The following is a 14324-nucleotide window of genomic DNA, read 5'->3' as shown; positions in this document are numbered from 1 at the left end:
GGAGAAAGAGATGAGAAAGACAGGCATCTTCGCGGCAGTGGCGGGATTCGCGTCCGCGCTGGCCGTACCGGTTACGGTCGAGGCCCAGCTTCCCGCCGGCGTCACCGAGGTCGCCAGCGTCGAGGGGATTACGGAGTATCGGCTCGAGAACGGGCTGCGTTTCCTGCTCTTCCCCGACCAGAGCAACCAGCGCATCACGGTGAACATCACCTACCTCGTCGGCTCGAGACACGAAGGGTACGGCGAAACGGGCATGGCCCACCTCCTCGAGCACCTGGTGTTCAAGGGGACTCCGAACCACCCGGACATCCCGAAGGAACTGGACGAGCGGGGCGCCTTCCCGAACGGCACGACGTGGTTCGACCGCACGAACTACTTCGAGACGTTTCCGGCCAGCGACGACAACCTCGAGTGGGCGCTCGGCCTCGAAGCCGACCGCATGGTGAACTCGTTCATCGCCCAGGAGGATCTCGATTCCGAGATGACCGTCGTCCGGAACGAGTGGGAGGCGGGTGAGAACAGCCCGCAGGGCGTGCTCCAGAAGCGAGTCCTGTCCGCCGCCTACGACTGGCACAACTACGGCAACTCCACGATCGGCGCGCGCGCGGACATCGAAAACGTGCCCATCGACCGGCTGCAGGCGTTCTACCGGAAGTACTACCAGCCGGACAACGCGATCCTGGTCGTCGCCGGGCGCTTCGATCCGGACCGGGCGCTCGAACTCGTGGCCGAGAAGTTCGGTCCCCTCCCGCGGCCGGATCGCACGGGGGCGAACCAGCTGTTCGAGACGTACACGGCCGAGCCCGCGCAGGACGGCGAGCGCACCGTCACCCTGCGGCGCGTCGGCGATGTCCAGTTCGCGATGGCGGCCTATCACATGCCGCCGGGCTCGCACGAGCACTTCGCCGCCGTCGACGTGATGACGCACATCCTCTCCGCGCGTCCCGCCGGACGGCTCTACCAGGCGCTCGTCGAGCCGGGCCTGGCCGCGAACGCGTTCGCCGGCAACTTCCAGTTGCGCGAGCCGGGCATCCTGTTCGCCGGCACGGAGGTGCGCGAGGGCGACTCGCTCGACGAAGCCGCCGACGTCATGCTCGCCACGATCCAGGCGCTCACCGAAGATCCTCCCACGGAGGAGGAGGTCGACAGGGCGAAGACGGACTTTCTCTCGCGCATCGAACTCTCGTTCAACAATCCCCAGGGGATCGCCCTTCAGCTCAGCGAGTGGGCATCGATGGGCGACTGGCGCCTCTTCTTCCTGCACCGGGACCGCCTGGAGCGGGTGACGCCCGACGCGGTCCACCAGGTCGCGCAGGCCTACCTCAAGCCGTCGAATCGGACCATCGGGTACTTCTACCCGGCGGATGAGACGCCGGCCCGCGCCGAAATCCCCGCGCCCCCCGACGTCGCTGCGCTGGTGGCTTCGTACACGGGGCGGGAGGCGGTGGCCGAGGGCGAGGCTTTCGAGCCCACGATCGAGAACATCGAGGCCCGGGCGGAGCGGTTCGAACTGCCCAATGGGCTCAGGGTCGCCTTTCTCCCGAAGGAGAACCGCGGTGACGCCGTCAGCGTGCGCTTCACGCTGCGATACGGCACGGAGAGCGCCCTCATGGGGAAGGCGACCGCCGGCTCCCTCGCGGGTTCGATGTTGATGCGCGGGACGGCGAACCGCTCGCGCCAGGAGATCTCCGACGAACTGGACCGGCTCAAGGCCCAGGGCGGGGTCAGCGGGAGTGCTCTCTCCGGCGGCGGGTCGTTCACGACGGTCAGGGAGAACCTGCCGGCGGTGCTGCGCCTGGGTGCGGAGATCCTCCAGGAGCCGGCCTTCGACGCGGCCGAGTTCGAGTTGCTCCGCGAAGAGCGGCTCGCCGGCATCGAATCGCAGATGTCGGAACCGCAGGCCCTGGTCGTGCAGGCCTTCCAGCGTCACTTCGGCGACTATACGGCGGACCATCCCCGCTACTCACCGACCTTCGAGGAGCAGATCGAGCGCCTCGAAGCCGCGACGGTGGACGAGGCGCGCGCCTTCTGGGAGGGCTTCTACGGAGCCCACGGCGGCACCATGTCCGTGGTCGGCGACTTCGATCCTGCGGAAATTCGCCCGCTGATCGAGGAACTGTTCGGCGACTGGACGGCGAGCGAACCGTACGTGCGTGTGCCGGCGCAGTACCGTGAGGTGCCCGCGGTCGCCCTCGACATCGAGACGCCGGACAAGGCGAACGCCATGATGTTCGCCGGACTCGCGATTCAGATGCGCGACGATCACCCCGACTATCCGGCGCTGCTCCTCGGTAACCACATCCTGGGCGGCGGCATGAATTCGCGGCTGTTCAGCAGGATCCGGGGGGAGGAAGGCCTGTCGTACGGCGTGGGGTCGAACTATGGCGCGCCGCCGATCGACGACAACGCGCAGTTCGCGGCCTTCGCTATCTTCGCCCCCGAGAACGCGGACAAGGTGGTCGCCTCGTTCGAGGAGGTTCTGGAGACCACCCTCGCGGACGGTTTCTCGGAGGAGGAGTTCGAGGCCGCCAAGCGGGGCTACCTGGACCAGCAGCAGAACGGCCGCGCGAACGACGCGGTCATCGCGATCATGCTGGCGAACGCAATGTTCCTCGACCGGCCGCTCTCCTTCGACGCGGAGCAGGAGGCCGTGATCGAGGGGCTGACCGCGGGCGACGTCGTGGCCGCGATGCGGCGCCACATCGACCCGACGAGGCTGACGATCATCCGGGGCGGCGACTTCGCCAACAAGCTCGTCCCCTAGCCATCAGGCTGCCGGCCTCCCGGGCCGGGCAGGGGGGAGCGGCGGGCGGCCGGATCAGCGGCCGCCCGTCTGCTCCCGTTCGACGTTCAACTGCGTCATGTCGACGCTCCAGCGCGTATCGCCCAGGAGGTGCTTCACGAAGTACTCCGCGCGCAGCCAGAACCAGTAGTCGCTCATGTCCCCGTAGCCGTGCCGCTGGCCGGGGAAGACGAAGTAGTCGAAGCGCTTGTTGGCCCGGATCAGCGCCTCCGCCATGCGGTGCGTGCCGGCGTGGTGGACGTTGTTGTCGATGTCCCCCGTCGTGAGCAGCAGGTGCCCCTTCAGGTTCGCGGCGAGGTCCGAGTTGCGCTCGATCTCGTACTCGAACGTCACGTTCCCGCTGTCGTCCACGACCTCACGCACGCCGTGGTGCTTCTCGGACCAGTTCTGGTTGTAGACGTCGTTGTTGTGGTTCCCGGAGGATGAGACCGCGACCTTGAAGAAATCCGGGTAGACGAGCATCGCCGCCGTCGACATGAACCCGCCCCCGGAGTGCCCGTAGATGCCCACGCGGTCGATGTCGATGAAGTCGTGCCGGTCCGCGAGTTGCTCGATCGCGGTCTTCTTGTCCGCCAGCCCGTAGTCGCGGAGGTTCCCGTACCCGTAGTTGTGATACCACTTCGAGCGCGCCGGGTGGCCGCCGCGGTTCCCCACCGTGATCACGATCATCCCGAACTGGGCCAACGCCGTCTCGTAGCGCGCCGTCGAGAACGCCTTCGCCACGGCCTCCGTCTGCGGCCCGGGGTACACGTAGGCGACGATCGGGTACGTCTTCTCCGGATCGAAGTCGAACGGCTTGTAGATCACGCCGTACAGGTCGGTCACCCCGTCGTCCGCCTTCACCGTGTAGGGCTCGGGGAATCCGTACCCCGCCTCCTCCAGCTTCGAGAAGTCGGCGGTCTCGAGGTCCATGATCCGGCGGCCGTTGGCGGCGTGGAGCGCGGAAGCCGGCGTGGTGTTGACGCGCGAATAGTTGCTGACGAAGAAGCGGTTCGACTCCCCCATCTCGGCCCGGTGGTCGAAATCCCCGGGGTTGAGGAGCGTGAGCCCGGAGCCGTCGAGGTTCACCCGGTACAGGTGCTGGTAGTAGGGATCCTCGCCCTCCTCGCGCGCATTGGCCTGGAAGTAGACCACACCGGCCGCCTCATCGATCCCGACCACCTGGCGCACCGACCACGGACCCTCGGTGAGGCGGTTGCGCAGCGTTCCGTCCGGCCCGAACCGGTAGAGGTGGGCCCAGCCGTCCCGCTCCGACCACCACAGCATGTCGCCCGACTCGAGAAGTTCGAGCCGCTGGAACTCCACGTAGGTGTTGAGCCGCTCCTCGAACAGCACGCGCGCGGCGCCGGTCGCCGCGTCCGCCACCAGCACGTCGACGCGGTGCTGATTGCGGCTCTGCCTCACGAAATGGAGCTCGTCCGATGTCGGAGAGAGCCAGAGCGAGCGGAACGGTTCCTCGCTGTCCGGATAGCGGAACTGGCGCGCGGACGTCGTGAAGAGGCGGTGGTCCTTCCATGCCTCCGGCATCGCGACCTCGACCATGCTCCGGTCTTGGAGGTCGTAGATGAGAAGCTCGGGCTGGCTCACCGTCTCCTCGCCCGGCATGTCGTACTTGTAGGACTCGAGCTCGGGCCGCTTGTTGCCGACCATGTGGATGACCCAGAGGTTCCCCACCTCGCGCCGGTCGCGGCGGATCAGCGAGAAGCGGCGGGAGTCATGGGACCACGAGACCGACACCCGCTTCCGCTCGTCCGCGCTCTCCTCACGCTCGATGTCCGTGTCCCCCCGCTCGAACACCGCGTAGCTGTAGTGCTCCACTCCGTCCGTCGTGAGCTGCGTCTCCTCGACCTCGATCCCCTCCTCCGCTTCGTCCGCCTCGTCACCGCTCTTCCCGCGCCGCGCCTCGAGGAATCGCTGGTAGTCGTCCCCGCTCATCATGTGGAGGTTGTAGTGACGCGCGAAGATCACCGTCTGTCCGTCCGGCGACACGCTGGCCCAGGACGGGTGGTTGTCGGGCGCTTCCCAGTCCTCGAGTTCGCGCAGCACCCGCGTGTTCACGTCGTACTCGAAGTGGAACACCTTCTTCCTGGCTCGCCGGCGCTGCCGTTCTCCTTCTTCCTCCTCCTCGTCCAGTTCCTCCATCCCGGACTCGGTCTCGTCCTCCTCCTCGTCCTGCGAGGACTCGACCTCGAACTGGAGCGTGTTCGCGTCGATGAACTTGATCGCGCGGATCGGGAGGTGCTGGCCGTCCCACGGATCGCGCGTGATGCGGGTCAGCTCGGCCGCGATCCGGTGGTTGTCGAAGATCTGCCGCTTCGTCCCCGCCACCGGGTCCACGATGTAGTAGAAGGAGCCGTCCGAGGTCTCCCATTCGTACCAGAACGACTCGGAGCCCTCGATCCACTGCGGATCGACCGAGGTCGAGTAGACGAGGTCCTGGATCTTGTACGGCGCGAAGCGCGCCGCGAGGCGGTAGTTCGCCGGGCCGTCGCCCGTTTCCTGGGCGGCGAGCGGCGCGGCGAGCAGCACTGCGGCCGCCAGCGGGAGGAAAAGGCGTGAACCGGCACGGGTTGCGGAGTTCATGGCAAGACTCGTGGCTGTCGTGATCGGAACGAGATGAGAGACGGAGAACGTGAAGGAGGTCGGGGCGGCCTGTCCAGATGGCCGCCCCGCGGGGCGCGGAGGCGCACCCGATCGGCGGGAGCCGGTCCGGGCGACCGAACCCCCGCCGAAAGGGGTCAAGCCTGGTCGGTCAGCGAACTGGCGTCGTTGCTAATCGCCGCGTCCGAGCATCATGCCGACGACTGCGCCGGCGGCGCCCCACAGTACGGCCGTGACGACGACGTCGACGACGACCGAGGTGAGGGTCGAGGTGTTCATCGCGCCCAGCGCCACGAACCCGAAGGCCGCGGCAATGAGGGCGCCGAGCTTGGCGCCCGCCTGGGCGCCGCCCGCGACATCCGTCGCGCCCTTCCAGCCCAGGGCGGTCGCGAGCACTCCGCCGGCCGCGAGCTGGCCGACGACGATCCAGAGGAAATCGGGAGACTCCTTAATGACACCGGTGGCTGAGCCCATGTTGGCTTCGAAGAAGCCACCCAGGAGCAGTTCGTACAGGACGTAGCCGCCCACAAAAAGGACGACGGCGCCGGCGATCGAGGCGATGAGGCACTTCGTGTTCATGGCATTCCCTCCGCCTGAAGGTGGTGAAGCCCCCCCGCACACGTCCCTTCCTCCCGCGGGCAGACGCGCGCGGCGCGCGCAAGAGGCTCACCGGGCGGCGGCCACCCTGCCTTGAAGCATAGGAATTGATGCCCGGCCGGCAAGACCGGACCCGACCGGGAAGACCGGCCGCCCCGCTCTCCCGGTTGGGTGGTGTGTGCTAGAAGCGGTCCAGCCGGGGGTTGACGACGTTGGAGTAGATCGACCCGAACGTGTAGGAGAACCCCACCGACACGCCGTACTCGAAGCCGCTCTGCAGGACGCGCTGGCGGAGGAGGACCTCCTCGGTGGTGGCGTCGCCGGATGGCACGTTGAGCTGGTCGCGGATGCGGGAATAGTTCGCGTTCAGCCGTAGCGACAGGCCGCGGAAGATCCGGAAATCGGCCCCCGCGAAGGCCGTGAACCGGTTCTTCGACGGATCGTGGAGGAACTGGGAGAAGGTCAGAAACCCGTACGATTCGCCCCACGGCTGGCGGACGCTGAGCCGGACGCTGAAGCGGTGGTGGGGAAGCGTCTCCTCTTCCTTGAGGAAAACCGTCTGTTCGATGTAGTTGTGATACCGGACGCCGATCGTGTAGAGAAAATTGAACTGCCTCCGGGTCGACTCGGAGTAGGGAAAGATGTTGTACTCCAGGGCCGGCCCCACCCGGAGTTGTACGTCTTCGTTCGCGAAGCTGGAGTGCCCCACCTCGTACGCGGCCCCCGCCGACCAGTGATCCGACAGGCTCCATACGCTGAGTCCCTCGGCTTCCCAGCTCTCCCGGACACTCGTGACGGACGTCGTGTCGGAGGTCTCGAACAAGCGCCGGTTGTAGCTCGCGTCGACGGAGAACTCGAGCTTCAGGGCGTCCGTGACCCGGTCGGCCGAGAAGCCGGTCTCGAGTTCGTACTCTTCGGTGCGCTCATCCACCTCGAGATCGGCGTTCGCCCGCAGCCGGAAGGTCCAGAAATTCCACGGGTCATCCTCGGGTCTGGCCGCGATCTCGCCGTCCTCGGCTCCGTCGTAGCGGATATCGATGCTGGAGGCCTGGTCGGTGCGGGCGATGTAGCGCAGCAGTCCCAGTTCAAGCGTCCCGGCGACGTCCGTCAGCCGCTGCTCCAACGCGAGGTTGGGCGGCGTCACGACTTCGAGCCGATCCGTGACGTCGGCGAACTCCTCCCGCCCGATGAAGTCGAGCGTGAAGCGCTGGCCCCCGCTGCCCGTACTCTCCGAGGACATGAGGACGTGGACCTGGGCGTCCTCGCGGTCGCGCGTGTAGTTCACGTACGGGATCTCGCGCCGGTAGAAGTCGAAGTCGCACATCCCGCGGCCGCCGTCACAGTCGAAGAAGACGCGAAGCGCGCCGTTGCCGTTGGCGATGGGCGTCACCTCCTGCGCGGGCAGGGGTACGGCCACCAGGCAGGCCGCGGCAGCGAGACAGGCGGAGAGTTTCACGCGAGCAATTCCCTGAGCGGTTAGAAGAACTGGTCGATGAGGATCGGGTTGCCGTCGGGGTCCTCGAGGACGACGTGTGCGGGCCCGGAATCGCCCGCCTCCTCCGTGCCATGCGTGATCTCCACGCCACGTTCGCGCAGCGTCCGTTCGAGCTCCCGGACGTCCGTCCACGACTCCATGGGTTTGCCCTCGAGCGTGAGCCCCGGATTGAAGGTGAGGATGTTCTTCTCGAACATGCCGTGGAAGAGGCCGATCACCGTCTCGCCGTTCTTCATGATCAGGTAGTTTGCCTCGGCGTCACCGCCCGTCTGTACGAAACCGAGCTTCTCGTAGAACGCCTTCGAGGCGGCGAGGTCCTTTATCGTGAGACTGATCGAGAACAGCCCGAGGTCCAAGAGTTCGCTCCGGGTTGAGGGCGCCATGGCGCTCCGCCTTTCCCTCCGCTCACCGCAACTGCGGCGCGGGGCGTCGGAAGGGATCCTCGACCCGTCCGAGACCGCGGCCGCTCGGGAGGTGATTCGCAACTGGCATGGGTACGACGCGACGCCGATGGTAACACTGCCGGGGCTCGCCGCGTTGCTGGGGGTGGAGTCGGTCCGGGTCAAGGATGAATCGCCGCGCTTCGGGCTCGGCTCGTTCAAGGCGCTCGGCGGGGCGTTCGCGGTCCTGCGCGCGCTTCAGGACGAGATCGAGCGCCGGAGCGGAGCCCGGCCTACGGCGGCGGAGTTGCGGGCAGGGCATCCGCTGGCGGCGGAGATCACGGTCACGACCGCCTCCGCGGGGAACCACGGCCGATCCGTCGCATGGGGAAGCGCCGAGTTCGGCTGCCGCTGCGTGATCTTCCTTCCTGACGACGCGATCCCCGCTCGGGCCCACGCGATCGAGGGACACGGAGCGACGGTGGTCCGCGTACCCGGCGAGTACGACGGCGTGGTCGGGCACACCGACCGGGAGGCCGCGCGGAACGGCTGGGTCGTCGTCTCCGACACGGCGTACGAAGGCTACGAGGAGACGCCCCGGCGCATCATGGCGGGCTACACGCTCCTCGCCGCGGAGATGCTGGACGACCTTGCCGCGGCAGGCTCGGCGCCGCTCACGCACCTCTTCGTGCAGGCGGGCGTCGGCGGCCTCGCGACCGGCGTGTGCGGCCACTTCGCGCAGAGGTGCGGCGAGGAGCGGCCGCGCTTCATCGCCGTCGAGCCGTGGCGGGCCGACTGCTTCGGCCGGAGCCTGCGGCTCGGTCGGGCGAGCATCGCGGAACCGCCGTTCCGCACCGCGATGGGCGGTCTCGCCGCCGGCGTCGCGTCGACGATCGCCTGGGACTACCTGGCGCCACTGCTCGACGCGGCGGTCGCGCTCCCCGAGCCCGTATGGGCCACCGGCGCCGAGGCGCTCGCGTCCGGTCGGCTGGGCGCCCGCATCATCGCGGGCCCGTCCGGCGCCGCCGGCGCAGGAGCGCTCCTTGCCCTGGCCCGCCTCCCCGCCCTGCGCCGGCTCCTCGGCCTCGACGCTTCCTCGCGGGTCGGCGCGATCGTCACCGAACAGCGTTTCGACTGACCACCCGGGCCGCTTGCCGCCGCCCGCCTCCGCCGTATAGTCGATCACGCCGATCATCGGATCGCGCGCGCCCGCCGTCACGGCGCCTTGGACGCCCTCAACCCGCCCGGGAGTCACATGTTCGATTTCGCCGCCCACGTCGACCGCGAACTCGCGAGGTTCCACGACGAACTCAAGGCCTTTCTCCGCATCCCCAGCATCAGCACCGATCCCGAGCATGCGGGCGACGTCCGCGCCTGCGCCGACTGGGTCGCCGAGCATCTCCTCGCGGCGGGGATGGACGAGGCCGAGGTCATCGAAACCGGCGGGCACCCCATCGTCGTGGGTGAACGGATCCACGCGGAGGGGGCCCCCACCGTGCTCGTATACGGACACTACGATGTGCAGCCCTCGGAGCCGGACGAGTTGTGGACGAGCCCGCCCTTCGAACCGGCGGTCCGCGACGGCCGCCTGTACGCCCGCGGCTCGATCGACGACAAGGGGCAGGTCCACATGCACATCAAGGCGCTCGAAACGCGCCTCGCGTCCGGGGCGGAGGTCCCCGTCAACCTCAAGCTCGTGATCGAGGGCGAAGAGGAGGTGGGAAGCCGCCACCTCGCCGCGTTCCTCCACGAGCACGCCGAGCGGCTCGCCTGCGACGCAATCCTCGTCAGCGACACCGGGATGTTCTCCCCCGAGTTGCCGTGCATCACGACCGGGCTGCGGGGCATCGTCTACACCGAGATCAACGTCCACGGCCCCCGGTCCGACCTCCACTCCGGCACCTACGGCGGCGCGGTCGTGAACCCCGCCAACGCCCTCGCCGCCATCCTCGCCGGCCTCCGCGACGAGTACGGCCGGGCCACCGTGCCCGGGTATTACGATGCGGTCCGACCCATCAGCCCCCGCGAACGCGCCGATCTCGAACGCCTCCCCATGGATGAAGAGACGCTCCGGGCGGGCGTCGGAGCGCCGGCCCTGGGCGGGGAAGCCGGGTTCTCGGCGCTGGAGCGGCTGTGGTATCGCCCCACGCTCGACGTGAACGGGCTCCTGAGCGGCTTCACCGGCGAAGGCTCGAAGACCGTTCTCCCCTCGCACGCGATGGCGAAGGTGTCGATGCGGCTGGTTCCGGATCAGGATCCGGCGCAGGTGGTCGACGCGTTCGAGGCCCGCGTCCGCGAACTCGCGCCGGAGGGTGTGACGATCGAGATCAAGCGCTCGCATGGCGGCGCCCCGTGGGTGGCCGACACCGGACATCCCGTCTTCGACGCCGCCTCCGCCGCGCTGGAGTCGGGGTTCGGCGCCCCGCCCGCGTACATCCGCGAGGGCGGTTCGATCCCCATCGTGCAGGAATTCGAGGAGACGTTCGGCGCACCCGCGCTCCTCATCGGCTTCGGGCTTCCCGGCAGCAACATGCACGCGCCGGACGAGTGGATCGATCTCGGCGTCTACCGAAAGGGGATCGCGGCCCTCGCCGACCTCTACGGCCGCCTCGCCGACCCGTTGGCCTAGGCGACGGGTACGATGTCGAGTTCCGTCGTGATCTCGATGCAGCCGGAGAGCGTTCGGTAGACCGGACACTTCGGCGGGTGGGCCTCGAAGGCGCGCCGGATGGCGTCGGCATGCGCCTCGTCCGCCTGAAGACGATATCGAGCCCGGATCCGCCGGATCACGAGCACGCCGTCGTCCGTCTCGACCTCGCCCTCCACGTTCGCCACCAACCGTCCCTCATCGGCCTTTACGCCACGCGCTTCCAGCGCGCCCCCGAAGGTTCCGGCCAGTCAGCCGCCGGTTGCGGCGATGACATAGTCGAGGGTCGTGGCGACATCGCGTTGGTCGCGGACCCCGTAGTACTCGGCGATCGCCGAATGGACGCCGAAGTCGACCGGTGCATCCGTGGCCGGGATCTCCGCCGTCCGGTACGGTCCCTTCTGCCGCACGATCTTCACGTGCGAGCGGTAGACGACTTCACTCATTCGCTGGTTCTCTCCGTGATGATGTCGAGGAAGTTCATGACGACGCGGTGCGTCAGCCCCCAAATGGCGTCGCCCTCGTACAAAATGGAAGGCCACGCGTGTTCCCGGCCACCATCCGGGTAGCGGATCTCGGAGCGCAGAGACGGGTCGCGCAGCGCGCCGAGCGGGGCCCACACGTGATACTGCACCTCGGCATTGGTGGAGATGCGGACGTCCTCCCCGTGCCAGGCGACGAAGGGGGAGATGAGGATCGACGGGATCCGGCGCGTCACCGGGTGCAGGTCGTCGAGCCGCCCGAGGAACCCGCCGCGCGGCAGATCGAGCCCGACCTCCTCGCGCAACTCGCGGCGCGCCGTCTCCAGGAGATCCGGGTCCGCCGCATCCCGGTGTCCGCCGGGAAGCGCCATGTGGCCGGACCATGGATCGCCGGGCACCTCCGCCCGCCGGACGAAGAGCACCTCCAGATCGTGGCCCCGCGGACGAACCACGAGGGTCACGGCCGCGTGACGCTCCGCCGCCCCGGCGTCGACGGCGGTGTGGCCCGCCGCCGCCAGCCGACGCGCGACCCGCCCCGGGCTCCAGCCTTCGCTCACCGACCCTTCTCCGCTTCGTCGAGGAGCCGCAGGTAGCTCTCCAGCCGCCGGCGCCGGATCGTCCCATCCTCCACGGCCGCGCGCACCGCGCAATCCGGCTCCACCCGGTGTCGGCAGTCCGCGAACCGGCAGCCCTCCCCCGCTTGCGCGATCTCGACGAAGCCCCCCGGAAGCTCCGCCGGATCCAGCCCCCACAGCGCCAGGTACTGAAGGCCGGGCGTGTCCGCCACGTAGCCGCCGCCAGGATATCGATAGAGCGCCGAAGCCACCGTCGTGTGCCGTCCTCGTCCCCGCCGCTCGCTGATCTCGCCGACGCGGAGGTCGAGTTCGGGGACGAGCGCGTTCAACAGGCTCGACTTCCCCACGCCCGACTGCCCGCTGAGCACGGTGATCCGGCTCGCGAGGCGTCCGGCAAGCGCCGTCAGTCCGGCCCTCGATTCGGCGCTCGTCCGCAGCGTCGCCACGCCGAGCGCCGCGTACTGCCCGAGGCCGTCTCCGGACGCGGGCTCCGCGAGGTCCGTCTTGTTCACGATGAGGAAGGCGTCGATGCCGCTCAGCGCCGCAAGCGCGAGCAGTCGGTCCACCATGAGGAAATCGGGATCGGGCGCCGTCACCGAAACGACGACGGCGACCTGATCCACGTTCGCGACGATCACCTGCTCGCGCCGTTTGGAGACGCCGTGCCGGGAGAGCGCGCCGCTTCGCGCGCGGAGCCGAACGATCCGCATCTCGTCGCCGACGCGTTCCAGTTCGACGAGGTCACCGACCGAAACGATGCGCGAATCCGTCCGTTTCAGGCGCCCGCGAAGCGATGCCTGGACCACCGTTGTGGAATCGTCCACGTGATAGACCCCGCCCGCGATCCGCAGCACGCGGCCGACGGCAGCGGAGGGGCCACCGGGTGTCACGCCGGGCCGCGGTCCTCGTCCGTCCCGTCCCCCAGCTCCTCGAGACAGTTCCACGCCAGCAGCGCGCACTTGATGCGAACCGGAAACTTCGAAACCCCCGCCAGCGTGCGCAGATCGCCGAGGTCGTCGTCCGACAGCAGCGCCTCGTTTCCGTGCAGGAGATGAGTGAACTTCCCGGCGAGTTCCAGCGCCTGGTCGAGCGACTTCCCCTTCACGCGTCCCGTGAGCATCGACGCCGACGCGAGGCTGATCGAGCACCCGCGGCCCAGGAAGCGCGCCTCCGCGATGCTCCCTCCCTCCACGCGCAACATGAGTTCGATCACGTCGCCGCAGAGCGGGTTGTTCATCGTGATCGCGTGCGTGGCCCCCTCCAGATGTCCCTTGTTCCGGGGTTTCCGGTAGTGGTCGAGGATGACTTCCTGGTACAGCTGATTGAGCGACGAGGGGATTTCCCGGTCGATGGTCCCGGACGCTCCCGAACGGGGTTCGATCATCGGTTCACGCCAGTCCGCCGAAGACTTCGGCTGCCAGGGCGAGGCCGTCGCACAGCGCGTCGATTTCCCGCGGCGAGTTGTAGAAGTAGAAACTGGCCCGGGCCGTGGCGCTGAGCCCGTAGTGGTCCATCAGCGGCTGGTTGCAGTGGTGCCCCGCCCGGATCGCGATGCCGCGCTGGTCGAGGATCGTCGAGAGGTCGTGCGGATGGATGTCGCCGTACGTGAAGGAGAAGACCGCCGTCCGCTCCTCGCGGGGGCCGTACAGGCGAAGCCCTTCGATCTCGTCGAGCCGCTCGAGCGCGGCTCGCTTCAGGGTGTCCTCGTGCGACGCGATCGCCTCCGACCCGAGGTCCGCGAGGAAGCGGGCGGCTTCGCCGAAGCCCACGACGCCCGAGATGTTGGGCGTTCCGGCCTCGAACTTGTGCGGCACCTTCGCCCAGGAAGATCCCTCGAGCCGTACATCCGAGATCATCTCGCCCCCGCCCTGGTACGGAGGCATCTCCTCCAGCAGCTCGCGCCTGGCCCACAGCGCCCCGACGCCGGTGGGGCCGCACATCTTGTGGCTGCTGAACGCGTAGAAGTCGCACCCGGTCTTCGCGACGTCGGTCAGCATGTGGGGCGCGGCCTGCGCGCCGTCGATGAGCGTCAACGCCCCGGCCGCGTGGGCCCGGTCCACGATCTCCCGGACCGGATTGACGGTCCCCAGGCTGTTGGAGACGTGCGTACAGGCGACGAGCCGGGTCCGCTCCCCGAGGAGCCGGTCGAAGTCGTCCAGATCGAGCCTGCCCCCGGCCGTGACGTCGACGAAGCGGAGAACGCACCCCGTACGGCCCGCGAGAAGTTGCCACGGCACGAGGTTCGAGTGGTGCTCCATCTTCGTGAGCACGATCTCGTCGCCCGCGCCGATGAACGCGTCCCCCCAACTCGACGCGACGAGGTTCACCGCCTCCGTCGTGCCGCGCGTGAAGACGATCTCCGCCGGGTCCGTCGTGCCCGCGTGCGCCGCCACCGAACGGCGCGCGCCCTCGTAGGCCTCCGTCGCCTCCGCGCTGAGCTGGTGCACCCCGCGGTGCACGTTCGCGTGCTGCTGGCGCAGATAGCGTTCGACCCGGTCCAGCACGCGGAGCGGCTGCTGCGAGCTCGCCGCGTTGTCCAGATAGGCCAAAGGGTGGCCGTTGACTTCCCGCGAGAGAATGGGGAACTGGGCCCGGATCTCCGCGAGATCCCAGGCGCCATTCTCCGAAGCCCCACCGGCATCGCGGCGATCGGCCGCCCCCGGGGGGCCGTCGGACGCAAGCACGCCCGTCGCGCGCTTCGTATCCGTCATTCCTGCCGTCTCCGCCATCGGGCTCCGGTCCTC

13 protein-coding genes are annotated in these 14324 nt (G+C 68.6%); 3 read left to right on the top strand and 10 right to left on the bottom strand.

Annotated elements, in window-relative coordinates:
* Window positions 1–10: 10 nt before the first annotated feature.
* Window positions 11–2764, top strand: a complete 2754-nt coding sequence (locus tag RN743_RS06910) for a pitrilysin family protein (RefSeq protein ID WP_310778031.1) — start codon at window positions 11–13, stop codon at window positions 2762–2764.
* Between the two features lie 54 nt (window positions 2765–2818).
* Here RN743_RS06910 and RN743_RS06905 read toward each other — a convergent pair whose 3' ends face one another.
* The 4 genes from RN743_RS06905 to RN743_RS06890 form a co-directional block, all read right to left on the bottom strand.
* Window positions 2819–5386 (bottom strand): DPP IV N-terminal domain-containing protein, encoded by a 2568-nt coding sequence (locus RN743_RS06905; RefSeq protein ID WP_310778028.1) that lies wholly within the window; start codon window positions 5384–5386, stop codon window positions 2819–2821.
* A 189-nt stretch (window positions 5387–5575) separates the two neighbouring features.
* Window positions 5576–5983 carry a hypothetical protein gene (locus tag RN743_RS06900; RefSeq protein WP_310778026.1) on the bottom strand — a complete coding sequence of 136 codons (408 nt, stop codon included), beginning with the start codon at window positions 5981–5983 and terminating at the stop codon, window positions 5576–5578.
* A 199-nt stretch (window positions 5984–6182) separates the two neighbouring features.
* A complete protein-coding gene (locus tag RN743_RS06895) occupies window positions 6183–7457 on the bottom strand; it encodes a hypothetical protein (RefSeq protein ID WP_310778023.1) in 1275 nt (424 codons plus the stop codon).
* 20 nt (window positions 7458–7477) lie between these two features.
* Window positions 7478–7852 carry a VOC family protein gene (locus RN743_RS06890; RefSeq protein WP_310778020.1) on the bottom strand — a complete coding sequence of 125 codons (375 nt, stop codon included), beginning with the start codon at window positions 7850–7852 and terminating at the stop codon, window positions 7478–7480.
* Between the two features lie 25 nt (window positions 7853–7877).
* Between RN743_RS06890 and RN743_RS06885 the strand changes: the two genes are divergently transcribed.
* Both RN743_RS06885 and RN743_RS06880 read left to right on the top strand, forming a co-directional pair.
* Window positions 7878–9014, top strand: a complete 1137-nt coding sequence (locus tag RN743_RS06885) for a diaminopropionate ammonia-lyase (protein WP_310778017.1) — start codon at window positions 7878–7880, stop codon at window positions 9012–9014.
* 117 nt (window positions 9015–9131) lie between these two features.
* Window positions 9132–10505, top strand: a complete 1374-nt coding sequence (locus tag RN743_RS06880) for a dipeptidase (protein WP_310778014.1) — start codon at window positions 9132–9134, stop codon at window positions 10503–10505.
* On the opposite strand, the gene RN743_RS06875 is transcribed toward RN743_RS06880, so the two are convergent.
* From RN743_RS06875 to RN743_RS06850, 6 genes are read right to left on the bottom strand one after another with little or no spacing between them, the layout of a single operon-like run.
* Complete coding sequence (locus tag RN743_RS06875; protein ID WP_310778260.1) at window positions 10502–10774, bottom strand: OsmC family protein; 273 nt, start codon at window positions 10772–10774, stop codon at window positions 10502–10504. The genes RN743_RS06880 and RN743_RS06875 overlap by 4 nt on opposite strands.
* On the bottom strand, window positions 10775–10969 hold the full coding sequence (locus RN743_RS06870; RefSeq protein ID WP_310778011.1) for a hypothetical protein: 195 nt from the start codon (window positions 10967–10969) through the stop codon (window positions 10775–10777). It abuts the gene before it with no gap.
* Window positions 10966–11562 (bottom strand): CoA pyrophosphatase, encoded by a 597-nt coding sequence (locus tag RN743_RS06865; protein WP_310778008.1) that lies wholly within the window; start codon window positions 11560–11562, stop codon window positions 10966–10968. The genes RN743_RS06870 and RN743_RS06865 overlap by 4 nt, the downstream gene beginning before the upstream one ends.
* On the bottom strand, window positions 11559–12470 hold the full coding sequence (gene rsgA / locus RN743_RS06860) for a ribosome small subunit-dependent GTPase A (protein ID WP_310778006.1): 912 nt from the start codon (window positions 12468–12470) through the stop codon (window positions 11559–11561). Before rsgA ends, RN743_RS06865 begins: the two co-directional genes overlap by 4 nt.
* Window positions 12467–12964 carry a Fe-S cluster assembly sulfur transfer protein SufU gene (gene sufU / locus RN743_RS06855; protein WP_310778003.1) on the bottom strand — a complete coding sequence of 166 codons (498 nt, stop codon included), beginning with the start codon at window positions 12962–12964 and terminating at the stop codon, window positions 12467–12469. Before sufU ends, rsgA begins: the two co-directional genes overlap by 4 nt.
* 4 nt (window positions 12965–12968) lie before the next feature.
* Window positions 12969–14291: a cysteine desulfurase gene (locus RN743_RS06850; RefSeq protein ID WP_310778002.1), complete on the bottom strand. Its 1323-nt coding sequence runs from the start codon at window positions 14289–14291 to the stop codon at window positions 12969–12971.
* Between the last annotated feature and the right edge of the window lie 33 nt (window positions 14292–14324).

This window comes from Candidatus Palauibacter scopulicola (assembly GCF_947581915.1).
Classification (GTDB): Bacteria; Gemmatimonadota; Gemmatimonadetes; order Palauibacterales; family Palauibacteraceae; genus Palauibacter; species Palauibacter scopulicola.
The sequence above is the reverse complement of the archived record's forward strand: the minus strand, read 5'-3'. Positions and strand labels throughout refer to the sequence as shown.

What these genes read in the sequence shown, in the direction of transcription:
- RN743_RS06910 (WP_310778031.1), top strand. Translation starts at nt 11, where the DNA reads ATGAGAAAGACAGGCATCTTCGCGGCAGTGGCGGGATTCGCGTCCGCG.
- RN743_RS06850 (WP_310778002.1), bottom strand. Translation starts at nt 14,291, where the DNA reads ATGACGGATACGAAGCGCGCGACGGGCGTGCTTGCGTCCGACGGCCCC.
- RN743_RS06870 (WP_310778011.1), bottom strand. Translation starts at nt 10,969, where the DNA reads ATGAGTGAAGTCGTCTACCGCTCGCACGTGAAGATCGTGCGGCAGAAG.
- RN743_RS06900 (WP_310778026.1), bottom strand. Translation starts at nt 5,983, where the DNA reads ATGAACACGAAGTGCCTCATCGCCTCGATCGCCGGCGCCGTCGTCCTT.
- RN743_RS06885 (WP_310778017.1), top strand. Translation starts at nt 7,878, where the DNA reads ATGGCGCTCCGCCTTTCCCTCCGCTCACCGCAACTGCGGCGCGGGGCG.
- RN743_RS06905 (WP_310778028.1), bottom strand. Translation starts at nt 5,386, where the DNA reads ATGAACTCCGCAACCCGTGCCGGTTCACGCCTTTTCCTCCCGCTGGCG.
- sufU (WP_310778003.1), bottom strand. Translation starts at nt 12,964, where the DNA reads ATGATCGAACCCCGTTCGGGAGCGTCCGGGACCATCGACCGGGAAATC.
- RN743_RS06880 (WP_310778014.1), top strand. Translation starts at nt 9,132, where the DNA reads ATGTTCGATTTCGCCGCCCACGTCGACCGCGAACTCGCGAGGTTCCAC.